Consider the following 24,577-nt stretch of genomic DNA (forward strand, 5'->3'; position numbering starts at 1 on the left):
AGGTTCCGCGATGACCGAATTGGCCGACCTGACCGCTAACGAGCTGGTAGCCGGGTACCGCGCGCAAACGTTCTCGCCCGTCGAAGTGACCGAAGCCGTCCTCGCGCGCATCGATGCCCGCGAACCCGAACTGCACGCCCTGTACGCGTACGACGCCGCTTCAGCCCGCGAAGCCGCGAAGGCGTCTGAAGCACGTTGGCACGCTGGCGAACCCTCCGGCCCCATCGACGGCGTCCCGTTGACCCTGAAGGAAAACATCGCCTCCGAAGGCGTCCCCACCCCGCTAGGCACCGCCGCTACCGCTCTGACACCCGCAGCCGCCGACGCCCCCGCCGCAGCCCGCGTACGCGAGTCCGGCGCGGTACTGCTGGCAAAGACGACCATGCCCGACTACGGCATGCTCACCTCAGGCCTTTCAAGCTTCCACACTGCTTCGCGCAACCCGTGGGACGTCACGCGCACTCCCGGCGGCTCCAGCGCGGGTGCCGCCTCCGCGGCCGCCGCAGGCTACGGCCCTTTGCACGTAGGCACCGACATCGGCGGCTCAATCCGCCTCCCCGCCGGTTGGTGCGGACTAGTCGGCCTGAAACCCAGCTTCGGCCGCGTACCAGTCGACCCGCCCTTCCTGGGCCGCGTCGCCGGACCGCTGACCAGGACCGTCGCCGACACCGCCCTGCTAATGAGCATCCTGGCCCAACCCGATCCGCGCGACCACCTCAGCCTGCCGCCAGCTTCGATCGACTGGCGCTCCCTGACCGGTTCCCTCGCTGGCCTGCGCGTCGGCCTGCAACTGGACCCCGGCGTCGGCCTCCCCGTCACTCCGGAGATCGTCGACGCAGTGACCGCCGCCGCCACCCTGTTCTCGTCCGCAGGCGCGATCGTGGAACCTGTCGCCCCGTTCCTGACCCGCGACCACCTGGACGGCCTGGACACCTTCTGGCGAGTCCGCGCCTGGTCGGACATGGCCGGTCTGTCGGAGGACCGCCGCGCGCAAGTCCTGCCGTACATCGCGGATTGGGCGGCCGGGGGAGCGGATGCGTCCGGTGTGGACACTTATCGCGGGTTCGCCGCCATCGACGCGATCAGCGTGGCCGCCTTGCGCGCGACCGAACCGTACGACGTGGTCCTCTCGCCGACCTGCCCGGTCGGACCGCCGCCCGCGGACTGGCCGTCCCCGACCAACGACCCGACGCGGCCGTTCGAGCACATCGCGTTCACCGTGCCGTACAACATGTCCGGACAGCCCGCGGTGTCCCTGAACTGCGGCTATACCCCGGAAGGCTTGCCGATCGGCCTGCAGATCGCGGGTCGCCGGTTCGCCGACCTGGAAGTGCTGCGAATCGCGGCGGAGTTCGAGAAGCTGCGCGGGGAACAGCGCCCGTGGCCGGTCAGCTGAGCGGGTTTCCGCTCAGCACGGCCAATTCGTCGGCCACCTCGGCGATGGACAGCTGCAGCTTGCTGAACTCGGAGCGAAGCTGCGTCTGAAGTGGCCAGGCGAGTTCGTGGGCGTGGCTGCCTACGTCCGATGGCCGCAACTCGTGGTGGTCACTGAGCCTGGGGTGCCAGTAAAGGAGGAACGGTCGCAGAATGTCGTCCTGCAGGCGGCGGGTCAGAGTTGCCAGGCCCGGCCGCACTGGCGTTGACGGGCGGAGCGTGTCTGGGTCGACCTCGCCGCAGATCTGTCGAATCCGGTCGAACAGCGTATGAAGAGAGGACAGCGCGTCCCGCAGCAGACCTTCACCGTCCGGGAGTTCATGGAGCGAAACCCGGCTGGTCAGCTCGTTGAGAATCCGGTGCGCAGTGCGCCGCTCCTCGTCGTCGACTGTCGAACGGCGCCGGGCGACGCCCGTGCGCCGCGGACGCGCTCGGCTCGCCAGGATTTGTACGGCCGTTTCGCGGATCTCTTCCGCTCGGGCCGGCCGTGGATCCGTTTGCCGGAGCGCGAGTTGAAACGCCCTGGGCAGCCTGAACCCTCCGAGTCCGTCGTCGACAAGTACCCCGCTGGCCAGGAGATCGGAGACAGTGCGCTTCACGGTGTCGAGCCAACTATCGCCAACCTGCCCGCGCTCACCTGCGAGGATGTCCGCGATCACATCGAGCGGAAGCGGGACCGGACTGGTCGCGCCAAGTGCTCGGACCACATCCCAAGCCGCCTTGCCCAAACCGGTGACGATCGGTTCGAGCCGGTCTGCCACTGGAGCAAGGAGCGGCGTTCGGGATTGGTGTAGCCGATCGAGCATTACGGCGGTGCTGCTGGAAAACTGCTCGGCGAGCCTCCTGGCCAGCCCGGTGCTGCCTTCGGCCGCGAGGCGTAGCGCCGGGTCCAGGTCTAGCTCGTCCTCGCGGAGGTCGCCCAGTTCTATGCCAGTACCGAGTTTGGCCAGGCGCGGGTCTCGCGTCAGCAGGAGACGCGCGGCAGGAACCTTGAAGTCGTCGAGCGGTGCTGTGACGTCTTCGACCACTACCAGGTCTCCGGCTTGCGCGGACGACCAGTCGTCCAGGAGAACCCGGTAATAGGTACGACCGAATTCCTGCACGTACGCGCGGGCGAGTGTGCTTTTGCCGCTGTCGACCACCCCGTGCACTACTGCGGTTCCGCCGTGGCTGAGCACCGAGTGGAGCTGCCACAGTTCGGTCCATCGCCCGGTGAATTTCGTGGGGGCGGCCAACTCGTCGAGGCGTTCGGGCGCAGGCTTCGATCCGATGGTTCCGGACACCGTCGCGACGCGCTCGCGCACTGCTTCGACCAGCGCGGACAAGGCTGGCTTCAGCGAGGGGTGTCCCGGAAGCAGGACGTCGAGGATTTCGCGGGGAGCCAGGTGGTCGGTGCCTGGCTCGGGGTTCACGACCAATACGTGCTCCGGGCCAGCCAGATACGCGGTCGTGAACTCTTCTTGGCACGCACGCCGGGAGCCGTAGCTGCGACTGTAGTACGCGAGCAGGGTCCGGGACTCGCCGAGCGCGAGGCGTAAGCGATCTGAGATCGACTCGAACTGCCGGATCTGCTCGACGTCGAGGAACACTCGCAGGCCGGCGGCCTCCAGCGCGGACACGATGCGTTGGACCGCGGCCGCGTCCGCGCGGTCGTAGCTGATGAAGACGTCCACGATCTCGAGGCTCCCTCCTGCGTTTATCGGACAGCTGATCGTGCCCCCTCCCCTCTAGAATGCCGAACGCGAGTGGGTCCGAGCGACCGGACCGGTCCCTGTCCTGGAACGTGCACGGCGAACTGGTCAGCCCGCCGCCTCAAGTTCGAGCGAAGGACCACGGCCGTTACTCGCCGCCCCATCTTGAGTGCTTCTCCCGAAGATGTCCCAGTTCGACCACGAACGGGCTTGGAGCAGAGAGCGGGCAAAATGCAGGCGAATGTGTCGTCGGTGCCTTTGCCAGTCATCCGATGGTGCCTGGAGTGGCATCGCCAGGACTGCGCTCGGTGCGAAGGTTTTCCACCGACGGATAATTGTGCGTCTCGGCGTTGCGAACCCATCGGCGGATCGCGGCTGAAATCTTGAAGTACTTTTGTAGTTGTTCTTCTTCGTCTTGCCCAAAAGAGCTGGGGGTGTCCAGCATTCGTCGGCGAAGGTCCAGGTAGTCGGATTCGCCGTTGCGGAATGATTTGTGGTTTTCGTCTACCCGGAACGCTCGCGCGAGTGCCAGCAGGATAAATCCGTGCGCGCCGATGACCGTGACCGCCCACTTGGAGGTGGGGTCGCTGGTAATCGCCTGGCTGAGGAAGGGCACAAGCGCGGTCGACAGAGTGACCCAGACTAGGCAGTAGTGGCGAAACGATTGTGCCTTTTCGGCCCTCGATTTCCAGTAGGTCAACGCTCCGCGGATCCGATCCTCATGCTGGATCAAGCGTATTTTTGCTGGATCGGAAAAGTGCGCAGATTCTTGGAAAGAGGGTTCTCCGGGCAGTGGCGTTGTTTTCCGGAAGAGGGAGGCTGCGGTCGGGGCAAAGGATGCGATTGCGGCAGCCGAGTAGAGAATGAGTGCGATAGTCCAGCCGGACACAAGTACCTCCCCGTGCTTGATTAACCGGTCAGGGGGAGGTTACCTGTAAATTGTTGAAAACAACTTACAGTTGGATCACCTCAGTGTGTCGGTTCTTTACTTCGCCCCGATCGCCTCCGCCAACGCCAGCACTCGCCGGGCGTTCTCCACATGCAGGTTCTCGATCATCCGTCCATCCACAGTCACCACACCGCGTCCCTCGGCCGAAGCCTCCTCGAACGCCGCGATGATCCGCTGAGACCGGTCGATCTCCTCCTCCGAAGGAGCGAAAACCCGGTTGCACGGCTCCACCTGCGAAGGATGGATCAACGTCTTCCCGTCGAACCCGTACTGCCGCCCCTGCAAGCACTCCGCCTCGAAACCGGCCGCGTCCTTGACGTCGTTGTAGACCCCGTCCAGGATCACCTTCCCGGTCGCGCGCGCGGCCAGCAGACACAGCGAAAGCCCGCCCAGCAACGGTCCCCGGCCCGGCACGAACTCCGCGTGCAGTTCCTTCGCCAGGTCGTTCGTGCCCATCACCAGCACGGTCAACCGTTCCGACGCGCCCGCGATCTCCGCGGCGTGCAGCATCGCGATCGGTGTCTCCACCATCGCCCAGATCTTCGTGTGTTCCGGCGCTCCGCCGAGCTCCAGCGCGCGCTCGATGTTGTGCACCTCAGCCGCCGAGTTCACCTTCGGCACCACCACGGCGGCGGGGCCGGCGGCAGCCGCGGCGCGCAGGTCGGCGTCGTGCCATTCGGTGTCCAGGCCGTTGACTCGGATGGTCACTTCGCGCGAGCCATAGGTACCAACAGCAGCGCAGACACGTTCCCGTGCGGCTTCCTTCGCGTCCGGCGCGACGGCGTCTTCCAAGTCCAGGATCAAGGCGTCCGCCGGAAGCGTCTTCGCCTTCTCCAACGCGCGTTCGTTCGCACCGGGCATGTACAGCACGGACCGCCGCGGGCGGAGTTCGGTCATGACTGGATCTCCTTCGTCGCGGCGTCGTACGCGGCGGCCAGTTCGGGGTCGGTGGCGGCCAGTTCGTCGGCCAGTTCCACGACCACCCGGCACTGCTTGACCGAGGCGTCGTCCTGCATTTTCCCGTCGATCATCACCGCGCCGGTGCCGTCGCCCATCTCGGCGATCACGCGCCGGGCCCACGCCACATCCGCGGGGGACGGCGAGAAAACCTTCTTCGCGATGTCGATCTGCACCGGGTGCAGGCTCCACGCGCCGACGCAGCCGAGCAGGAACGCGTTGCGGAACTGGTCCTCGCACGCCACGACGTCGCGGATGTCGCCGAACGGCCCGTAGTACGGAAGGATTCCGTTCATCGCGCACGCGTCGACCATCCGCGCGACCGTGTAGTGCCACAGATCCTGCTGGTACGTCGTCCGGCCCTCGTTGAGGTCGTCGCCGACCGGGTCGGTGCGCACCAGATAACCCGGGTGGCCGCCGCCGACACGGGTCGTCTTCATCCGGCGGCTCGCGGCCAGGTCGGCCGGGCCCAGCGAGATGCCCTGCATGCGCGGTGACGCGCCGGCGATCTCCTCGACGTTCGCCACGCCGCTCGCCGTTTCCAGGATCGCGTGCACCAGCAGCGGTTTCGTCAGCCCGGCGCGCGCTTCCAGCTGCGCCAGCAACCGGTCGACGTAGTGAATGTCCTGTGCGCCTTCGACCTTCGGGACCATGATCACGTCGAGCTTGTCGCCGATCTCGGTGACCAGCGTGATCAGGTCGTCGAGCACCCACGGCGAGTCGAGGCTGTTCACCCGCGTCCACAGCTGCGTGCGGCCGAAGTCCGTCGCCTTCGCGATCGACACCAGCCCGGCGCGCGCGGCTTCCTTGCGATCCGCGCGGACCGCGTCCTCCAGGTTGCCCAGCAGCACGTCGGTCTTCTTCGCGATGTCCGGGACCTTGGCGGCCATCTTTTCGTTGCCCGGATCGAAAAAGTGGATCATGCGCGACGGCCGCACCGGGATCTGCCGCGGCGGCTGCGGCGCTCCGACGGCGAGCGGGGCGAAGAAGTCCTTCGGCGAGCGCATCCTGGTCCTCCCGGCGGGTACTTGACCGACGGGTAACCCTAAACCGGAGACCCGAACCCCCGCTGCGGCGAAGCTCACCCGCCATCCGGGTGACGCCCGTGACCAGGGAAAGTCCACTGTGGAACCCGGTTGATTAGGCCGATCGGAGTAAGGCGTTGCGCCGCCTGCCTCGCCCCCGCGCGGGTGGCGCGCTACCCAGGGGAAGCGCTCCGTGCGCACCACTCACCCCCGTCTCACTCGGTTGGCCGCACGGTCGGGCTGAAGTCGAACGACCGCCTACCGACCGGTCACCGACCGCTGAGCGCCGCCGATCGCACGCGGCCGGGCAACCCGGAGACCTCGCGTCTTTGCCCTGGTACTCAGTTCATGTACCGGTTTTCGCCGGTGCATGAGGAACAGGTGCTTGAAGGAGGCGGACTCGTGGCGGCTACCCCACAGAACACCGAGCGCTCGACGGTCGCCGGCGGTGCGAAGCGCAGCCGGACGACGGCGAGCCGGGTGCTGCCGCCGATCGAGCTCCCCGCGAGCGTCGACGAGCTGGCGCGCAAGGCCGCGGCCCTGCTGGGCTGGAACGGCGTAGTGCTGCCCGCGACGACCCTGCTCGGCCGCAAGGTCAGCATCGTCGCGAAGCTCAAGACCGACGTGCACGCGGAGCGGATCGCGATGGGTGTCGGTCCCGTCGCCGATCGCGCCCTCGTCGACACCTGGACCTGGCCAGAGCTGGCCGCGACCGCACCCGCGCCGGCCGCCGAGATCATCGGCGTCCTCGCGGTCGCCCGGCACTGGCGGACCGCGATGGCCTCCGCGGTGCCCTTTTCGCGCTACGGCGAGGCCGCGATGGTGCTCCCATCGCCTGCCGTGCTGACCGATGACTACGTGACGAACTGCCTGCCGCGCGCCCGCGCCTACGGCCTCGCGGTCGTCACCGCCGACCCGTACGCCACCACCGACCTCGACCTCGACACCCACCACGACCGGGTGCTGCTGCAGGAGGACCCGGTTTCGCGCTGGGTCAACGAGATGGCCTACGACCTGCTGCTGCGCGAGGACTCCGACGCCCCAGTCCCGGCCGAGGCGGACTGAAGCACCGGCGTCGGTGCTCGCGCGGCGATAGAGTCGGGTTCATGCGAGTCGTCATTGCTGGCGGACACGGCCAGATCGCCCTGCACCTGGAAAAGCTGCTCGCGCAGCGGCACGACGCGCCGGTCGGCATCGTGCGCAACCCGGATCACGAGGCCGACCTCACCGCTGTCGGCGCCGAGACTGTCGTGCTCGACCTCGAGAAGTCCGATGTGGACGCCGTCGCCAAGGTGCTCGAAGGCGCGGACGCCGCGGTGTTCTCCGCCGGTGCCGGCCCGGGCAGCGGCGAGGGCCGCAAAGACACTGTGGACCGCGGCGCGGCCGTGCTGTTCGCCGACGCCGCGCAGCGCGCAGGCGTCCGCCGGTTCATCCAGGTCGGTTCGATCAACGCGGACAAGGCGGACGACCCGGGCTTCGACCCGGTTTTCGCCGCCTACCTGCGGGCCAAGCGCGCCGCCGAGGAAGACCTCAAGGCCCGCGACCTCGACTGGACGATCCTGCGTCCCGGCCGGCTGACCAACGATTCCGGCACCGGCCAGGTGAAGATCGCGGAGAAGGTCGGCAGCGGGGAGATCCCGCGCGAGGACGTCGCCGCGGTGCTGCTGGCGCTGCTCGACACTCCGGCGACGGCCCGGCGCACGCTGGAACTGGTCTCCGGCGACGCGTCCATCGCCGACGCGCTGACCCGGATCTGATGCGCGACATCGCGGTTTTCAGCGGCAGCGCGCACCCCGAGCTCGCCGAAGAAATCTGCGCCAACCTGGGCGTCCCGCTGCTTCCGGTGGAGATCGACCGGTTCGCCAACGACTGTCTCCAGGTCCAGCTCCAGGCCAACTGCCGCGAGCGAGACGTGTTCCTGATCCAGCCGCTGGTCAAACCGGTGCAGGAGAACCTGGTCGAGCTGCTGCTGATGCTCGACGCCGCCCGCGGTGCCTCGGCCGCGCGCACCACCGTCGTGATGCCGCACTATTCGTACGCGCGCTCGGACAAAAAGGACGCGCCGCGGATCTCCATCGGCGGCAGGCTGGTCGCGGACTTGATGGTCACCGCGGGCGCGAACCGCGTGCTCACCATGACGTTGCACTCGCCGCAGGTGCACGGCTTCTTCAGCGTGCCGGTCGACCATCTGCACGCGCTGCGCGAGCTGGCGCGGTACTTCCGGCAGTACGACCTTTCGGAGACCACGGTCGTGTCGCCGGATTTGGGCAACGCCAAGGAAGCCGCGCATTTCGCCCGGCTGCTCGGCGCGAAGGTCGCGGCCGGTGCCAAACAGCGGTTCGCCGACGACCGGGTCGAGATCACGTCGGTGATCGGAGAGATCGCCGGACGCGACATCATCGTGCTGGACGACGAGATCGCGCGCGGCAGCACGGTGCTGGAACTGCTGGGCCGGCTGCGGGAGATGGGTGCGCGGTCGATCCGGGTGGCCTGCACGCACGGGCTGTTCGCCGACGGCGCGCTCAAGCGGATCGGCGGCCAGGAGGACGTGCTGGAGATCGTCTGCACGAACACGGTGCCGGTTCCGGTCGAGGAGCGCACGGAGAAGCTGCGGATTCTGTCCATCGCCCCGGCGCTGGCCGAGGCGATGCGGCGAATCCACAATGGAGAGTCGGTCAGTTCGCTGTTCGAGCCGAACTGATCCCGGAGCTGATCAGACGCTGCCGAGGACCCGGTCGAGATAGGTGTTGGCGAAGGTCCCGGCCGGGTCGCATTCCTTGCGGATCCGCAGGAAATCGTCGAAGTGCGGGTAGCGGGTGCGCAGGACGGACGCGTCGAGGTCGTGCATTTTGCCCCAGTGCGGCCGTCCTCCGACCTGGCCCACCACGTTCTCGAACGCGGCGAAGTACTCGCGGTAGGGCATGCCGAGGAACTGGTGGATCGCGATGTACGCGGAATCGCGGCCGTTCGCGGTGGACAGCCAGATGTCGTCGGCCGCGGCCACGCGCACCTCGACCGGGAACGCCACCGGATCTTTCAGCCGCGGCACCACTCCGCGCAGTTCGGCCAGCACGTCGAGCACTGATTCGCGCGGGACGGCGTACTCCGACTCGACGAACCGCACGCCGCGATGGGTGACGAAAACGCGGTGCGAAAGATCGCTGTACTCCCGAGGCGACGACACCTGCGAGGCGAACGCGCCCAGCGGCCGCACCAGCTTCGGCACGGCGCGGCCGAGCCGGCAGAGCCCGCCGAACGCGACGTTCTCGGTGAGCTCGTAGTCGACGAACTGCTTGAGGCGGGACAACGGTTTCCGCTCGGCGTCCACCGGCAGCCGGTTGTTGCGCTTCACCAACGCCTTGGTGCCGTAGGGAAACCAGTAGAACTCGAAATGGTCGTTGTTCGCGGCGTTGTCGTCGAAGCCTTCGAGGACCTGCTCCAGCGGCTCCGGACGTTCCTGCGCGGAGAGCACAAAGGACTGTTCACATTGGAGGGTCACGGTGCTGATGACGCCAAGTGCGCCAAGGCCGACGCGGGCGGCGTGGAACAGTTCCGGACGTTCATCGGCCGAGCAGCGGACCAGCGAACCGTCAGCGAGGACGAGTTCCAGCGCGACGATCTGCGTCGAGATTCCGCCGAAGCGCGCACCGGTGCCGTGCGTGCCGGTGGAAATCGCGCCGGCGATCGTCTGTGCGTCGATGTCGCCGAGGTTCGTCATCGCGAGCCCGAGCGCGTCGAGAGCGGCGTTGAGGGTGCGGAGAGTGGTGCCGGAACGGACGGTGACCTGCTGCGTTTCGAGGTCGGCGCGTTCGATGCCGGTCCACGCGGTGAGGTCGAGCGCGTCGGAATCGGCGGCGGCGATCGCGGTGAACGAATGCCCGCTGCCCCACGGGCGGACGCGGTGGCCCGCCGCGGCGACCCCGGCCACGACCTCGGCGATCTCGGCCGCGCTGCGCGGCCGGTGCACCCGTTGCGGGGTGGCCTTGGCCGTTCCGGCCCAGTTGCTCCACGTCATTGCGGCACCTGTTCTTCGCTGGAAGGTTCCCACGATAGATGCCGGAACCGTAAGTGAATAGTATTCGCGTTTCAAGCGTTGTTGTCGTACCGTAAGTGCGTGACCACCTCAGCGCACGGGTACGACCTCGCGACGAAGGACCTGGATCCGCCGCTCGCGATCGTCGACCTGGACGCCTTCGACGCCAACGCCGACGACCTGCTGCGCCGGGCCGCGGGCAAGCCGATCCGGGTGGTCAGCAAGTCCGTGCGCTGCCGTGCGCTGCTGGAGCGGGCGCTCGCGCGAGACGGCTTCGAAGGTCTGATGTGCTACTCGCTCGCCGAGGCCGTTTGGCACGCTGAGCTGGGCACTTCCGACGACATCGTGGTCGCGTACCCGACCGCCGACCACGAAGCGCTCCGTCGGCTGGCGGCGAGCGAACGAGCCCGCGCGGCGGTCACGATCATGGTCGACTCGACCGAGCACCTCGACCTGGTCGACGCCGCGCTCGGCCACGGGCACCCGGACATCCGCGTGTGCCTCGAACTCGACGCTTCCTGGCGCCCGCTTCCCGGCGTGCATGTCGGGACAAGGCGTTCGCCGGTGTTCAAACCGGGACAAGCCGCGGCGGTGGCGCGGAAGATCGTCGAGCGGCCGGGCTTCCAGCTGGTCGGGATGATGGCGTACGAAGGCCAGATCGCCGGGCTCGGCGACGCTGCCGGAAAAGGCCTGCAGAACCGGGTGGTCGGCTGGATGCAACGCCGTTCCGCGGCCGAACTCGCCCGCCGCCGCAGTGCCGCGGTGCGTGCCGTGCGCGAAGTCGCCGACCTGGAGTTCGTCAACGGCGGCGGCACCGGAAGCATCGAGACCACCGGCGCGGAGAACGTGGTCACCGAGATCGCCGCCGGTTCCGGCTTCCTCGCGCCGACGCTGTTCGACGGCTACTCGCACTTCCAGCCGCGCCCGGCCGCGCTGTTCGCGCTGCCGGTGGTGCGCCGTCCGGCCAAGAACGTCGCGACGCTGTACTCCGGCGGCTACATCGCTTCCGGCCCGACCGGCCCGTCGCGCGAACCGTCGCCGTACCTGCCGGAAGGCTTGCGCCTGCTGGGTTTCGAGGGCGCCGGCGAGGTGCAGACGCCGGTGACCGGCGAGGCCGCGCGCTCCCTGCGACTCGGCGACCGGGTCTGGCTGCGGCACGCGAAAGCGGGGGAATTGGCCGAACGGTTCCTGGCCTACCACCTCGTCCGCGGCAGCCAGGTGGAGCGCACCGTCCCGACATACCGCGGCGAGGGGCAGAACTTCGGCTGAGCCGGATGCGGGCCTCAGTCGCCGAATTTGCTTGCCAGATAACCCTTCACCACGTGCTTGGCCTCGGCGACGATCCGCTCGTCCCCGTTCGGGTCGCGGCGGAAGGCGAGCTTCAGCAGCGCGTCCGCCGTCTCGTTGGCGATCGCGATGGCGAAGCGGAGTTCGTCGGCGGGCCGGTCGACGTGCCCGCGCAGGATTTCGACCAGCGAGTCCGCGATGACCGAGTTGTTGTCGCGGTCGTCAGCCAGCAGCCGGACGTCGATGACGTCTCCGAAGTGGACCTTCGAGAATCCCGGCACCTCGCGGTGCATCTGCAGGTAGATGTCCAGCACCGAGTCGACGATGTTCCACCAGTGCTCCGGGCTGAGCTGCTGCAGCCGCTCGTTCACCGCGGCCACGAACCGTTCCAGGTTCCGCTGTGTCAGCGCCTGCACGACCGCGCGTTTGTCCGGGAAGAACTGGTACAGCGACCCGACCGCGACGCCCGCGCGTTTGGCGATCAGCGTGGTGGTGAGCGCGTCGTAGCCCAGCTCGTCGATGAGCACGGCGCTCGCGTCCAGCATCTGTTCCACTCGCCGGGCACTGCGTTGCTGAACCGGCTTTCGCCGCAGCGGTGTGGGTTCAGCCTGGGTCTCGGCCACGTCGTTCCTCGGAGTCTCTCGCGATTCACTCATCTGATCTGGGACTTTAGCGCCCCGCAGGGCTTCCCCCGAGACGAGTGACGACCTAACATATGAGAACTTTTCACGTTCACCCGCGAGGGTGTCCGAAGGCAAGGGGTGCTCAGCGTGGACCATCCGACCTTCCCGCCCGGCTTCCTGTGGGGTGTCTCGACCTCGGCGTTCCAGATCGAGGGGGCGACGGCCGAGGGCGGCCGGGGACCGTCCATCTGGGACACGTTCACCGCCACCGAAGGCAAGATCGCCCGGGGCGAGGACGCCAAGGTAGCGGCCGACCACTACCACCGCTACTCCGAGGACATCGCCCTGATGGCGGAACTCGGCGTCGGCGCCTACCGGATGTCGATCGCCTGGCCGCGCATCCAGCCCGACGGCGCCGGCAAGCCCAACGCGGAGGGACTTGCCTTCTACGACAAGCTGATCGACGAGGTATGCGCCGCCGGAATAGCTCCGGCGATCACGCTGTACCACTGGGACACGCCGCAGGCGATCGAGGACGCGGGCGGCTGGCGCTCCCGCGACACCGCCTTCCGCTTCGCTGATTACGCCACGATCGTGGGGGAGCATTTCGCCGATCGGGCGAAACTCTGGATCCCGCTCAACGAGCCGATGGTCATGTCGATCTACGGCTACGGCATCGGCGAGTACGCGCCCGGCGAGTTCCTCCTGCTCGACGCGCTCCCCACGGCGCATCACCAGAACCTCGCGCACGGCCTGGCCGTGCAGGCGCTGCGCGCGGCGGGCGCGACCGGCATCGGCACCGCGAACAACCACTCGCCGATCTGGCCGGACCACGACACGCCCGCCGACCGCGCGGCCGCCGACTGGCTCGACGCGCTGATCAACCGCACCTTCGCCGACCCGATGCTGCTCGGCAGCTACCCCGAGCAGGTCCATCCGCACCTGCCGGAGAACTTCGCCGACGACCTCGCCACGATCGCGCAGCCGCTCGATTTCTACGGCGTCAACTACTACGAACCCCAAGGCGTGACGGCTCCCGGCGAGGGCAACCCGCTGCCGTTCGAACTGCGCCCGGTCGAGGGTTATCCCATGACCACCAACGATTCCCCGATCGTCCCGCAGGCACTGCGCGACCTGCTGGTGTCCTTCCACGAGCGCTACCGCGAGCACCTGCCGCCGATCCAGATCACCGAGAACGGCTGCAGCTTCGCCGACGAACCGGCCGCCGACGGCACCGTCCCGGATCCGGAGCGGATCGAATTCCTCGCCAGCCACCTGCAGGCGTTGCGCGAAGCGATGGATGCCGGCGTGGACGTGCGCGGATACTTCGTCTGGTCGCTGCTGGACAACTTCGAATGGTCCAAGGGCTACGCGCCGCGGTTCGGGCTCGTGCACGTGGATTACGAGACGCAACGCCGCACCCCCAAGGATTCCTTCGCCTGGTACCGGAAGCTGGTCCGCCATGAGTGACACTGCCGCCGCTGTCCCGGATGTCTTCGCCGAGCCGGTCAAGCGCGTCCGCGCCGGGTGGATGACGCTGCTGTTCCTCGCGAACATCGCGCTCTGGCTCGGCGTTTACGCGCCGATTCAGGTGCTTCTCCCACAGCAGGCCGAACTCCTCGACGCCGCGCACAAGGAAACCGTCTTCGGAGTCGTGACCGGCATCGGCGCGGCCGTCGCGCTCGTCGCGAACCCGGCGATCGGCCTGCTCTCGGACCGCACCTGCTCGCGGTTCGGCAGGCGGCATCCGTGGACGATCGCGGGCGGCGCGATCGGCGCGGCCGGGCTGCTGGTGCTGGCCGAGGCCCCGAACGTCGTCGTGATGACGATCGGCTGGTGTCTCGTGCAGGCCGGGCTCAACGGCATGCTCGCGACGCTGATGTCCGGCATCGCCGACCGGGTTCCGGTCGGGCAGCGCGCGCAGGTCGGCGGGCTGGTCGGCATCGCGCAGATGCTCGGCACCGTGCTCGGCGCCGTGGTGGTCGTGGTGATGCTCGACCTCGCCGGCCTCCCGCTCGGCTACGCCGCTTGCGCCGCGATCGTGCTCGCCGGCGCGGCGGCGTTCGTGCTCCGCACACCGGACGCGCGGCTGCCGGTGGAGTTCCGGCCCAGCGGCCGGATCCGCGAAATCCTCGCCGACCTGTGGGTCTCGCCGCGGCGGCATCCGGACTTCGCGTGGGCGTGGGGCTGCCACTTCATGATCAACCTCGGCAACGCGTTCGGCACGCTCTACCTGCTGTTCTTCCTCAAGGACGCGGTGCATTACCCGGATCCGGACAGCGGCCTGCTGATCATGATGGGGCTGTACGGCGTGGCGTTGGTGATCGGCGCGGTGCTGGCCGGGCATTTCTCCGACAAGTCCGGCAAGCGCAAGCCGTACGTCCTCGGCTCGGCGGCGATCATGGCGTTGGCCGCGCTGCTGCTGGTGATCTGGCAGAGCTGGCCGGTGGCGCTGGTGGCGTCGCCGTTGCTGGGCGTCGGCTTCGGCGTCTACATGGCGGTGGCGCTGGCGATGCTGACGCAGGTGCTGCCCGCGGCGCAGAACCGGGCCAAGGACCTCGGCGTCGTCAACATCGCGAACTCGCTGCCGCAGGTGGTCGCGCCGCTGCTCACGACACTGATCCTGCACTGGCTCGGCGGGTATCCGGGGCTGTTCGCGGCGTCCGCCGTAGCGACCTTGCTGGCCGGGGTTTTGGTGACGCGGGTCCGGTCGGTGGGTTAGCGCTTGCGTTTGAGCGCGCTCACAGGCTTAGCGTCTTCGGCATGGAGAAGGAAGACGCGCTGACCGAGGCGCTGCGCCTGGCGGTCGACCCGCCGGGCACGGTGTCGGTCGAAGCGCTGCGGGAACTGGCCCGGGACGACGACGCGAACGAGTGGGACATCGCCACCACCGCGGAACACCTCGGGCTGAACCCGCACACGCTGCGGTACTACGAGCGGATCGGATTGGTCGAGGTCGCCCGCGACAGCGCCGGGCACCGGGTTTACGACGCGGCATCGGTGCGCCGGCTGGTGTTCCTGACGCGGATGCGCGTCTCGGGCATGCCGATCAGCGACCTGCGCCGCTACGTCGAGCTGATCGAGTCCGGCGCGGACACCGTGCCCGAACGACGCGAAATGCTCTTGGAGCACCGCGACACCCTTCGCGCGCAGATCGCTCAGCTGCAGCTTTCCCTCGCCGCCACCGAATACAAGATCGCCACTTACCAGGAAGGCCCCCTCCCGTGACCCAGCACGACATCGACAGCCCGGAAAACCTCGCCCGCCGCAAGAACGGGCTCGAGGTGCTGTCCCGCATAGACGGTCACCAGGGCGAAGCCGTCATCGATTCCCTCGCCGACATCAACCCCGCGCTCGGGCACCACGTGGCCGCGTTCGCCTTCGGCGACATGTACGACCGGCCGGGCCTCGACCCGCGCAGCCGCCAGCTGGTCACCCTCGGCGTGCTGACCGCGCTCGGCGGCTGCGAACCGCAGCTGAAGGTGCACATCGGCGCGGCGCTGAACGTCGGGCTCAGCCGCGAGGAAATCACCGAGGCGCTCATGCACTCGGCGGTCTACGCGGGATTCCCGCGAGCGCTGAACGCTACCTTCGCCGCGCGCGAGGTGTTCGCCGCCCGGGACGCGGAGGAGACCGTCTGACGTTCGCGGCGTCCTACTTCTTGTCCGGCAACGGCGGCAGGTCCGCGGGCGGGATGATCTCCCCTTTTTCGTTTCGGCTGAACGGGTCACCCTTGGGCGCGTTGTCGAACTGATTCGGGTACGGATGGCCCATGACGCGATTGCCGTTCGCGTCGTCCATGGTCTTGGGCGGTTTGAGGTTGTCGAAGTCCTTGATGAGCTTGTCCACGTCCGCGGCACTGTGCTTCCCGGGGTCTTTGCCGAGGTCAAGGAACCGGTCGCGCATGTCGCTCCATTCCTTGTACTGCTCCTTTGTGCCGCCGGGCCAGTCGAAGTCCGAGCTGCCCTTGACGTTGTCCATGAACGCGTCCTGCTCGGGCTTCTTCATGTGGTCGGTGGCCTTGATCGCCCCGTCCGCGTATTCGTTCTTGATGTCCTTGAGGTAGCCCGACGAATTGTCGAAGGCCTCCTTCGGCGTCTCGCCGTTCTTGATGCGGTCCTGGACGTGCGGGAACTTGTCCACGACGCTGCCGATAGAGGTGTTCGGCTTGCCAGGGCCGAGCGGAAGGTTGTTCGGGTTGCTGTTCATCTTCCGCAGCTCTGTCGTGTACTTCTTCGTCAGTGCGGCCTGATCCTTCGCGGGCTGGTGTTCCACCCACTTCTTCATGTTGTCCCGCATGGTCTGGAACGAAATGATGTGTCGCGCGTGAACCTTGTCGCCGGTGTTGTAGAACGGGCTCTTCGGGTCCTTCTTCTGCGCGTCGATGACGTCCTGGGCGCGCTTCTGGAATCCGCTCGGGCGGGCCCAGGGACCCTTTTCCTTGGGCTCGGCATCGGTTTTCTTTTTCTTGTTGGATTTGTCCGAGCTGGCGCTGGTGCCGTCGTCGTCCTTGTCGCGCTTGCGCTTGTCTCCGGCCTTGTCCTTGCTGGCCGAGGAAGAACTGCCGCCGCCGTTGTCGGAGTTGTGCTTGGCGGTGGAGTCCGCGGGCGGCGGGTCGGTGTCCTTGCCTTTGCCCTTGTTGCATTTGAGGCCGAGCACGTCGGTGGCGGCGAACGGGTCGGGAACGTAGTTGCCCGGGTTCGGCCCGCCCTCCAGCCCGAGCGGGTCCTGGCTGATGTAGCGCGCGACGGCCGGGTCGTAGTAGCGGAAAACGTTGTAGTGCAAGCCGGATTCGGCGTCGGCGTACTGGCCGGGGAACTGCAGCGGGATCCCGCCGGGCTGGACCTTGCCCCACAGCGAACGCCGCGCGCTCCAGGCGAGGCCGCCCTGCTCGTCGATCAGTTCGGTCGGGGTGCCGATCGCGTCGGTGACCACGGACGCGAACCGGTCGCCGCCGGGGCCGCGTTCGACCTGGGTGACCGGTTCGTCGCTGCCCGGCCTGCGTTCCCAGGTGGTCGTCCGGCGCACTCCGGCCGGGTCGGTGTGCTCCTGTTCGATGAGCACGAAGCCGTCCCACACGAACCGGGTCGATTCCGCGACGGAGCCGTCGGCCAGCAGCCGCTCCTTGGCGATCCGGCGGCCGAGCGGGTCGTATCGGTAGCGCCACTGGGCGCCGTCCGGCGTGCGCAGGCCGGTGAGCAGTTCGCCGGTCCAGGAGTACTCCCACACCCGCACGCCGCCCGGATGCACCTCGCGGTGCCGGATCCGGCGGCCGAGGGCGTCGTAGTCGGCGGACAGACCGGAGCTGCCCGACCAGGCGGTCAGTTCGCCGGCCGGGTTGTAGCGCAGCTCTTCCGTGCCCGCCGCGGAGGACACTGTGACCACGCGTCCGGCCGGGTCCCGCGTGTAGCCGGTCTTCCCGGCGAGGCTGTCTTGCACCGCGGCGAGGCTGCCGTCCGCGTAGTACTCGAGACCGCGCCGCCGCACCGGGGATGTTCCACGGGAAACCTGCTGCGCGGTGAGCAGCCCGCGCGGGCCGAACGCCTGCTGCAGGGTGCTGACCCCGTCGGTGTCGCGGGCGAGCACGCGGCCCTCGTCGTCCAGCCGGTAGCGCACGGTGTGCCCGGCGGTGGCCAGCGAAACCGGCCGGTCCTCCTCGTCGAACGTCCACACGCTCTCGGCGCCGGACGGCGTGCGACGGCGGATGGTCTGGCTCTCCTCGTCGTAGGCGAAGTGCACCTCGACGCCGTCGATCGCCTCGCGGACGACCCGGCCGTACCGGTCGCGGTCGAACTCCACCACCGAGTCCGCGGACTCCGCGCGCACGACGTTGCCGACCGGGTCGTATGCGTAGCGCACGGTCCGGTGCGGGCTGCGGATCTCGACCCGGTTGCCCAGCAGGTCGTACTTGTTCTCGGTGACTGAACCGTCCGGCTCGGTCACGGCGACGGTCTGCCCGGCCGCGTCGTAGGCGTAGGTCCGGGTCCGGCCGTCGAAATCGGTCTGCGCGACCAGCCTGCCGAGCGGGTCGTAGGTGTAGGTCCAGGTGCGGTTCAGCGGATCGGTCACCGACGTCAGCCGCAGCTCGGTGTCGTAGGTGTAGCTGGTGCGCGCGCCGGACGGGTCCACGACCGCGGTGACCATGTCGAACGGACCGTACTCGCGCTTGGTCGCGCGGCCGAGTTCGTCGACGTGCTCGATCTCGTTGCCCTCGCGGTCGTACCGCCACATCGCGCGCTCGCGGCGCACCCCGACGCGCGAGGCGGGTTTGCCGTCGACCGTCCAGCCCAGCTGCACGCGTCCGCCGCCGACCTCGGGCGCGGTGCGCGGCCGGCCGAACTGGTCCAGCTCCTCGTCGGAGACCTCGGCTTCGCCCAGGAAACCGGGCAGCTCAGGCACCGCGGGCTGGTCGTACCGGCGCTGCCAGGTCCGTCCGTTGCCGTGCACCGTGATCGAAGCCAGTTCGACGCCGTCGTGCTCCAGTTCGGCAAGGCTGCCGTCGGGACGGGCGATGGTGAGCGGCGTGCCGTCCTCGTCGTAGGTGTACTCGGTGATCCGGCCGAGCGGGTCGACCCGGCGGAGCAGATTGCCGTAGCGGTCCCATTCGGAGAGCGTCACGTTGCCCAGCGGGTCGGTCTCCCGGACCGGCCGTCCCTCCAGGTTGTACTCGTATTCCGAGGTGTGGCCGAGGGAATCGGTGAACCGGGTGATGCGGGCTTCGGGGAGGAACTCGAACGCACCGCTGTAGAAACCCTGATCGCCCTCGGTGCGCACGCAGCGGCCTTCGGCGTCGTAGACGTAGCGGTAGGCGACCCCGTTGCGGTCTTCCCAGCTCGTGACCCTGCCGTCGGGATCGTAGGTGTAGCGCATCGCGGTGCCCGAGGAGTTGATGACCTCGGAGAGGTGACCGCGGTAGTTGTAGCGGTAATTGCGCACGACGACGTCCGGAGCCGGGCCGTCGCCGATCATCCGCAGTTCGGTGACGCGGTGCCCGTCAGTGCGGAAGCCGACCTGGATCCCGCTGGAATGCGTGAGCAGCGCCGGCGCGCCGGAGTCGTCGTAGGACAGTTCGGTCCGCGCGCCGTCGGCGTCCTCGATCGAGCGCAGCGGCAATGCCTTGCCCTCGCCGGAAAACCGCATCGTCCGGTCCGGACGCACCTGGTCGATGGTGCAGCTGCCGTCGGCGTGCTTGGTGAGCGGCCAGCGCGCGCCTTCGGTCGGCAGCACCGGCTCGTCCCCGGCGGGCATCGGGTAGTAGAGGGTCACGCCTTCCGGCCCGTAGTACCGGATGTACTCCTCGCCGAACTCCAGCCGTTGGTCCACAGTGGACGCCCAGGTCGAGCCGAACCAGCGCCCGGAGCGATACGACGACCGATGCGTCCGCCGCATCAGCAGTTCCGGCAGTTCGAGGTCGTAGTCCTCGACGAGCACCTCGCCGGTGGAGATGACGACCGGGTCGGTCAGGCAGGGCGGATCGGCGTCGCCCTCCTGCTTCGCGTTGGACGCCTCGGTCTTGTCCTTCTCCGGGTCGGACCGCTCGTTCCCGCCGCGTTCGTTCTTGTTCCCGCCGCCCTCGGCACCGCCGTTGCCCTGCGGCTCGTCCTTCGCGGGTTCGCGCGGAGGCGGCTCGTGGTTCCCGCCGCCCTTGTTTTCCGGCGGCGGCCCGTCGTGCGCACCGGAGGTGTTGGTGGACTCGTCCTTGACCGGCGGCGGTTTCTCGCCACCGCCACCGCCTTTTTCGTTCGGGGTGTCCTTCGCGCCGGAAGGCTTGGTGGAGCCGCCGCCGGGAGACTTGATCTCCTTCGGCGTGTGCGTGGCGTCCTTGGCGCCGCCCTTGATGCTCTTCATCGACTTGGCGACGTTCTCGAACAGGCCCTTGGTCTTGGTGAGGAGCTTGCCGAGTTCCTTGAGCGCCTTGGTGAGGTTCTTGACCAGTTCGGCGATCTGCTTGGCGGTCTTGGCCACCAGGTTGACCACCTGCGGCACCACCCAGGCCATCCCGATGCCGAGGGTGAACAGCACCTGCAGCGCCCACGAGATCAGGTGCGCCACGACCTGGGCGATGATGTCGCGCACGAGCATCCGCACCGCGCCGACGACCTCGCCCGCGGTCTTCACCCCGCTGCCCGCGCCTTCGCACGCCTGCGCGGCGCCTTCGAGAGTCTTGGCGACCTCCTCGGCCTGCTTGCGGTAGGCGTCGGCGCTGGTGCCCTCCCAGGACTCGATGTCCTTTTTGACCTGCGCGGCCAGGTCCTGGGAGACCGCCGAGACCTCTTTGGCGACGTTCTTCCAGGTCTCGGAGTACGCGTGCACCTGGTCCGGGTCGCCGGCCAGTTTGTCCAGCGCTTCCTTGAGCGGGCCGACGTGCTCGATCAGCCAGCCGACGCCCGCGGCGAGGATCGCGCCGAACGGGTCCATCACCGCGGCGAGCGCTTCCATGCCGACCCCGACCGCGCCCATCACGGTCGCCGCCCAGTCGCCGGACTCGATGCCGTCCTTCAGGCCCTTGCCAGCCTCGAGGATCGAGATGCCGGAGATAGCCGAGGTCGAGTCCTGCTTTTCGGCGACCAATGGATTCGACATACCGGCCCTTCCCGACGCTCAACACACATCACTTGGGCGCGCAGCCGAATTCGAACGCACAGACCCCCGGATCAGGTTACCGAGAGTTCTCGCGCGGTTGCCTCGGTGTTGCGCTTATGTACGTCGGCGGTGCCCGCGTTTGCCAGCGGGCCGGCGGCAAGCGCACAAAACCCGCCGCGGAACTCCGGAACTCGGAGTCGGCGGCGGGTCTGGGAAGTGGAACCGCGGGCCGGTGCCGGTCGGGGGAGGGGAGTGCAACGGCACCGGCCCGCGGAGTTCTGGGTCGCGACCGGTGCGGCGGCACCGGTGCGATGATCTTCAACCTAGCGTCCGATTACTGCGTCCGCTAGGTGTTCTGCCGGACATTTTTCGATTAATCGCGTTTGCGGGCTAGGGGTGGCCGAGGGCGGTCCGTCTCGCTCGGGGGGACGGACGGACCAGCCCTCGGCCGGGCGAGGATGCCGGGCGACCGAGCCGGTTGGGGCTTCCGGGCTCGCCGCGCGCTCGCCAGTCGAGACGGGTGGGGTGATCCGCCCGGACTCACCCCACCCGAGGGGTCAGGCGCTGATCGGCCGGGGCTTCACCAGCGCGTGCCTGCCAGTGGTCTCCGCGGGCGATTCGGCTCGCCGGTTCTGGCCGGGCACGGCGGGAACCGCGGCGCGGCGGCGGGCGGGCCGGTGCCCGCCCGCGGAGAGCGCCTGCGGGGCGAGACCGCCCGCGACCAGGTGCTCGTGCGCCACCTGCCACACCGAACACGGGGCCTTGCAGCGGTGCCAGCGCGTCGAACAGGTGGGGCAGTCGCCGCGCTCGTCGGGCTCGTGCGCCTGCAGCATCGCGCGCCAGCCCTCGGCGAGCCGGGGCAGTTCGGAGCGGGCGACCGAGACCAGCGACGGGGCGTCGGCGCGTTCCGCCAGGTCGGACAGCATGTCGAGGCGCTCCCACACGGCGTTGCGGAGAACCTGACCGAGAACCTGATCCATGGGGAAACTCACCGTCACCTTTCCGCCATCGTGGCGGCTTCGTTGAGCGCGGCCCGGAGCTGGCCGAGCTGGCCGGACGTGAGGCGGGCGGTCTCCCCAGGCGGGGACACCACGACGACCTCGTCGTCCTCGACGAACACCGTCACGGCGCGCTCGCGGCTGATGAGATCTCCGCATTGCACGCGCCACACGACCTGGCCGCCCTCGAAATGCCGCACGCCCGCGGTACGCGGGTCAGCGGACACCGAAGCGGCGACAGCGGAAGCGACAGTAGGCGGCACCGGGCGTGCCGTGGCGATTCCCGGTGCGGCGGGCCGAACGGACCGCACCGCGGTCCCGGCGTGTCCTCCACCGAGCGAATCCACGAACTCCACTGTCCCTCCACGCTTTCTCGTCCCGGGCCGGCGCATCTTGCGAGATGCACCTGTCCCGGCAGATCTGTGTCGTCGGGTCCATCGCTCTCCGTGATCGCTGCCGGTGTGCGAGCAGTGACGGAGATCTGGCAACTACAGTGAAGTGAAACCGGGTGCGAGAGAAGGTCGAAACCGCGTCATAGCGGTGACCGGACCGCGTTCCACGGTAAGCGGTCAGCGGAGTTCGGCCCTGCCGATCAACCCGGCTGTCCGCGCGTTTCACAAGGTTCTCGCGTGTGCTTAGGGTGCTGATCAGACGCCCAGGAGACGGTGAGGGGGCGCAATGGCAATGGATGCCAGTGCTGGCAGTGGTTCCGGAGTCTCTCACGCAGACGCCCGGTCAGGCAGTCCGGTTCCGGCCGACGCCTGGGAACAGCCCGACATGCGGGAGGCGCTCGCCGCCCGCGAGGTCAGCGCCGTGTACCGGCTGTTGCGCAAACACGGAGTATCGCAGCGCCAGATCGCCGCGATGACCGGCCAGTCGCAGTCCGAGGTGTCGGAGATCCTCAAGGGTCGCCAGGTCATGGCCTACGACGTGCTCACGAGAATCGCCGACGGCCTGGGTGTCCCCCGTGGATACATGGGTCTCGCCTATGACGAGACCACGGCGATACGGGTCGTCGGCGCGTCCGACGGCCGGCAGGCTGAGGAGGACGAGTCCGTGAAGCGACGGAGGTTCCTCGCGCACGCCGCCCAGGTCACGATGGGTGCGGCGGTGTTCGGTCCGGAATCCGGCACGTGGTCGGAGGCGCCCGCGCGCACTCCCGCCCCCGGGCGCATCGGGACGACCGACGTGCGCCAGGTCGAGGCGGCGACCAGAGCGTTGCGCGCGCTCGATTACCAGTACGGCGGCGGATTCTGCCGCGACGCGGTCGTCGCGCAGCTGTCCTGGGGCCAGCAGATGCTCGACTCCAGCGCGGCCGAGCAGGTGAAGACCCGGCTGTTCACCGCGATCGCGGACCTGCACAGCCTCGCCGGATGGACGTCGTTCGACACCGGTCTGATGGATTCCGCGCGCGGGCATTTCGCGCAGGCGCTCGACCTGGCCAAACAGGGCGGCGACCACCACCTGGTGGCCAACGTGCTGTACCGGATGGGCCGCGTTTACCTGCACCAGGACGCCCCCAACGACGCGCTCAAGCTGTTCCAGCTCGGCCAGATCGCCGCGCAGGAATCCGGTTCCGAGCTGGCCGTCGCCGTGCTCTGCGGCAACGAGGCGTGGGCCTACGCGATGATGGGCAACGAGGAACAATCGGTGAAGCTGCTCGGCCGGTGCAAGGACGAATTCGCCCGCGCCGACCTGGCCTCGGCCGAATCGTGGGTCAAATTCTTCAACGAGACCGACGTCTACGCGATGACCGGCACCGTGCACACCGTGCTGGCGATGAAGAACCCCGAGCACACGAAGTACGCGATCCCGGCGCTGAGCCGGGCGGTCGACGCCTACACCGACGACATGGCCCGCAGCAAGGCGTTCATGCTGAGCGCGCTCGCCACGAATCACCTGCTCGAGGGCGATATCGACCACGGCGTGAAGATCGGCGGCAAGGCCATCGAATGCGCGGAGAGCATCAAGTCCGCGCGGGTCAAGGACCGGATGCGGCCCCTTCAGGCGGAGGCCGAACGGCGGCGCAACAACCCCGACGCCCGCGACCTCGCCGACCGGCTCAAGATCTTCTACGCGGCCTGAGCCCGACCGGATTCGCCTTGCCCGAAGGCAGGTTCACCCCTGCGAAACTGCGCCGGGTGCTGACCGCCACGTGCGCCCGGCTGGGCCTCGACCCGGCGGGCGCGCGTCTGCTGCGGTTCACCAACAACGCGGTGTTCGCGCTGGCCGGGGCACCGGTCGTGGTGCGGATCGTCGGCTCCACCCGGCTGCGCCACCGCGTCGGCACGGTCGTGCGCGTTGCCGAGCATTTCGCCCGGCACGACGTGCCCGCGGTCCGGCTGCTGGCCGGGGTCGAGCAACCGCTCGACGTGCGAGGACATCTCGTCACGGTCTGGGATCTGGTGCCGTTCGCCGGACCGCCGCCGACGCCCGCCGACCTGGCCGGCCTGCTGCGCCAGGTGCACGCGCTGCCCCCGCCGGACGGCCTGCCCGAATGGGAGCCGCTGAGCTCGATCGAGGCCAGGGTCGCCGACGCCGAGGAGCTCGCCGACGCCGACCAGCGGTTCCTGCTGGAGCGCTGCGCCGAGGTACGGGACCGGCTCGACACCCTGGATTTCCCGCTGGCCAGGGGATTCGTGCACGGCGACGCGCATCCGGGCAACGTGCTGCCCGGTCCGGACGGCCCGGTGCTGTGCGATTTCGACTCCTCCTGCGTCGGCCCGCCGGAATGGGACCTGACGCCGCTCGCCGTCGGCCGCGAACGGTTCGGTGACCCGCCTGCCCGGTATGCCGAGTTCGCCGAGGCCTACGGCTTCGACGTGACGGCCTGGCCGGGGTTTTCCGTGCTCCGGGCGGTGCGGGAGCTGAAGCTGACGACGAGCGTGCTGCCGATTCTGCGCAGTCATCCGCCGGTGCGGGCTGAACTCCGCCGTCGGCTGGCGGACCTGCGCGACGGCCGGACGGCCACCGCGTGGACGAGATACCGTTGAGCGG

At 68.6% G+C, this 24,577-nt stretch carries 20 protein-coding genes; 11 read left to right on the top strand and 9 right to left on the bottom strand.

From position 1 onward, the window contains the following. Positions 1 to 10: 10 nt before the first annotated feature. Complete coding sequence (locus ACFXI3_RS23055; RefSeq protein ID WP_378402002.1) at positions 11 to 1,396, top strand: amidase; 1,386 nt, start codon at positions 11 to 13, stop codon at positions 1,394 to 1,396. Here the strand turns inward: ACFXI3_RS23055 and ACFXI3_RS23060 are convergent. From ACFXI3_RS23060 to ACFXI3_RS23075, 4 genes are all read right to left on the bottom strand, one after another. Next, positions 1,389 to 3,107, bottom strand: a complete 1,719-nt coding sequence (locus ACFXI3_RS23060; protein WP_378402004.1) for a toll/interleukin-1 receptor domain-containing protein — start codon at positions 3,105 to 3,107, stop codon at positions 1,389 to 1,391. The two genes, ACFXI3_RS23055 and ACFXI3_RS23060, sit on opposite strands and share 8 nt — an antisense overlap. Positions 3,108 to 3,390: 283 nt before the next feature. Further along, positions 3,391 to 4,014, bottom strand: coding sequence for a hypothetical protein (locus tag ACFXI3_RS23065; RefSeq protein WP_378402006.1), 624 nt, complete (start codon positions 4,012 to 4,014; stop codon positions 3,391 to 3,393). A 96-nt stretch (positions 4,015 to 4,110) separates the two neighbouring features. Continuing rightward, positions 4,111 to 4,971: an HpcH/HpaI aldolase/citrate lyase family protein gene (locus ACFXI3_RS23070; RefSeq protein ID WP_378402008.1), complete on the bottom strand. Its 861-nt coding sequence runs from the start codon at positions 4,969 to 4,971 to the stop codon at positions 4,111 to 4,113. Next, positions 4,968 to 6,038: an HpcH/HpaI aldolase/citrate lyase family protein gene (locus ACFXI3_RS23075; protein ID WP_378402010.1), complete on the bottom strand. Its 1,071-nt coding sequence runs from the start codon at positions 6,036 to 6,038 to the stop codon at positions 4,968 to 4,970. Before ACFXI3_RS23075 ends, ACFXI3_RS23070 begins: the two co-directional genes overlap by 4 nt. A 420-nt stretch (positions 6,039 to 6,458) precedes the next feature. Between ACFXI3_RS23075 and ACFXI3_RS23080 the strand changes: the two genes are divergently transcribed. From ACFXI3_RS23080 to ACFXI3_RS23090, 3 genes are read left to right on the top strand one after another with little or no spacing between them, the layout of a single operon-like run. After that, a complete protein-coding gene (locus ACFXI3_RS23080; protein ID WP_037718927.1) occupies positions 6,459 to 7,121 on the top strand; it encodes a hypothetical protein in 663 nt (220 codons plus the stop codon). A 41-nt stretch (positions 7,122 to 7,162) separates the two neighbouring features. Further along, positions 7,163 to 7,813, top strand: coding sequence for an SDR family oxidoreductase (locus tag ACFXI3_RS23085; RefSeq protein WP_378402012.1), 651 nt, complete (start codon positions 7,163 to 7,165; stop codon positions 7,811 to 7,813). Beyond that, the gene (locus ACFXI3_RS23090; RefSeq protein WP_378402014.1) at positions 7,813 to 8,757 is read left to right on the top strand and encodes a ribose-phosphate diphosphokinase; all 945 of its coding nucleotides are present in this window, start codon (positions 7,813 to 7,815) and stop codon (positions 8,755 to 8,757) included. Before ACFXI3_RS23085 ends, ACFXI3_RS23090 begins: the two co-directional genes overlap by 1 nt. A 12-nt stretch (positions 8,758 to 8,769) precedes the next feature. Here the strand turns inward: ACFXI3_RS23090 and ACFXI3_RS23095 are convergent, their stop codons facing one another. After that, positions 8,770 to 10,071: a D-arabinono-1,4-lactone oxidase gene (locus ACFXI3_RS23095; protein WP_378402016.1), complete on the bottom strand. Its 1,302-nt coding sequence runs from the start codon at positions 10,069 to 10,071 to the stop codon at positions 8,770 to 8,772. 99 nt (positions 10,072 to 10,170) lie between these two features. On the opposite strand from ACFXI3_RS23095, the gene ACFXI3_RS23100 reads away from it, so the two are divergent. Beyond that, positions 10,171 to 11,358, top strand: coding sequence for an amino acid deaminase/aldolase (locus ACFXI3_RS23100; protein WP_344282127.1), 1,188 nt, complete (start codon positions 10,171 to 10,173; stop codon positions 11,356 to 11,358). Positions 11,359 to 11,372: 14 nt separating this feature from the next. Here the strand turns inward: ACFXI3_RS23100 and ACFXI3_RS23105 are convergent, their stop codons facing one another. After that, positions 11,373 to 12,032 carry a TetR/AcrR family transcriptional regulator gene (locus ACFXI3_RS23105; protein WP_037806876.1) on the bottom strand — a complete coding sequence of 220 codons (660 nt, stop codon included), beginning with the start codon at positions 12,030 to 12,032 and terminating at the stop codon, positions 11,373 to 11,375. A 114-nt stretch (positions 12,033 to 12,146) separates the two neighbouring features. On the opposite strand from ACFXI3_RS23105, the gene ACFXI3_RS23110 reads away from it, so the two are divergent. Genes ACFXI3_RS23110 through ACFXI3_RS23125 form a run of 4 tightly spaced genes read left to right on the top strand, consistent with a single transcriptional unit; the run spans position 12,147 to position 15,640 of the window. After that, positions 12,147 to 13,469 (top strand): GH1 family beta-glucosidase, encoded by a 1,323-nt coding sequence (locus tag ACFXI3_RS23110; protein ID WP_378402018.1) that lies wholly within the window; start codon positions 12,147 to 12,149, stop codon positions 13,467 to 13,469. After that, the gene (locus ACFXI3_RS23115) at positions 13,462 to 14,721 is read left to right on the top strand and encodes an MFS transporter (protein WP_378402020.1); all 1,260 of its coding nucleotides are present in this window, start codon (positions 13,462 to 13,464) and stop codon (positions 14,719 to 14,721) included. The genes ACFXI3_RS23110 and ACFXI3_RS23115 overlap by 8 nt, the downstream gene beginning before the upstream one ends. A 41-nt stretch (positions 14,722 to 14,762) precedes the next feature. Continuing rightward, positions 14,763 to 15,227: a MerR family transcriptional regulator gene (locus tag ACFXI3_RS23120; protein WP_344282114.1), complete on the top strand. Its 465-nt coding sequence runs from the start codon at positions 14,763 to 14,765 to the stop codon at positions 15,225 to 15,227. Further along, a complete protein-coding gene (locus ACFXI3_RS23125; RefSeq protein ID WP_378402023.1) occupies positions 15,224 to 15,640 on the top strand; it encodes a carboxymuconolactone decarboxylase family protein in 417 nt (138 codons plus the stop codon). The genes ACFXI3_RS23120 and ACFXI3_RS23125 overlap by 4 nt, the downstream gene beginning before the upstream one ends. A gap of 13 nt (positions 15,641 to 15,653) precedes the next feature. Here the strand turns inward: ACFXI3_RS23125 and ACFXI3_RS23130 are convergent, their stop codons facing one another. The 3 genes from ACFXI3_RS23130 to ACFXI3_RS23140 all read right to left on the bottom strand — a co-directional run bounded on the left by ACFXI3_RS23130 (position 15,654) and on the right by ACFXI3_RS23140 (position 21,936). Further along, on the bottom strand, positions 15,654 to 20,582 hold the full coding sequence (locus tag ACFXI3_RS23130; RefSeq protein WP_378402025.1) for an RHS repeat-associated core domain-containing protein: 4,929 nt from the start codon (positions 20,580 to 20,582) through the stop codon (positions 15,654 to 15,656). 557 nt (positions 20,583 to 21,139) lie between these two features. Further along, on the bottom strand, positions 21,140 to 21,562 hold the full coding sequence (locus ACFXI3_RS23135; protein ID WP_378402026.1) for a hypothetical protein: 423 nt from the start codon (positions 21,560 to 21,562) through the stop codon (positions 21,140 to 21,142). 14 nt (positions 21,563 to 21,576) lie between these two features. Beyond that, the gene (locus ACFXI3_RS23140) at positions 21,577 to 21,936 is read right to left on the bottom strand and encodes a hypothetical protein (protein WP_344282102.1); all 360 of its coding nucleotides are present in this window, start codon (positions 21,934 to 21,936) and stop codon (positions 21,577 to 21,579) included. 421 nt (positions 21,937 to 22,357) lie between these two features. On the opposite strand from ACFXI3_RS23140, the gene ACFXI3_RS23145 reads away from it, so the two are divergent. Then, complete coding sequence (locus ACFXI3_RS23145) at positions 22,358 to 23,665, top strand: tetratricopeptide repeat protein (protein ID WP_378402029.1); 1,308 nt, start codon at positions 22,358 to 22,360, stop codon at positions 23,663 to 23,665. A gap of 17 nt (positions 23,666 to 23,682) precedes the next feature. Beyond that, complete coding sequence (locus ACFXI3_RS23150) at positions 23,683 to 24,573, top strand: phosphotransferase enzyme family protein (RefSeq protein WP_378402031.1); 891 nt, start codon at positions 23,683 to 23,685, stop codon at positions 24,571 to 24,573. Positions 24,574 to 24,577: the final 4 nt, after the last annotated feature.

Source organism: Amycolatopsis sp. NPDC059235, assembly GCF_042754125.1.
GTDB lineage: Bacteria > Actinomycetota > Actinomycetes > Mycobacteriales > Pseudonocardiaceae > Amycolatopsis > Amycolatopsis albidoflava.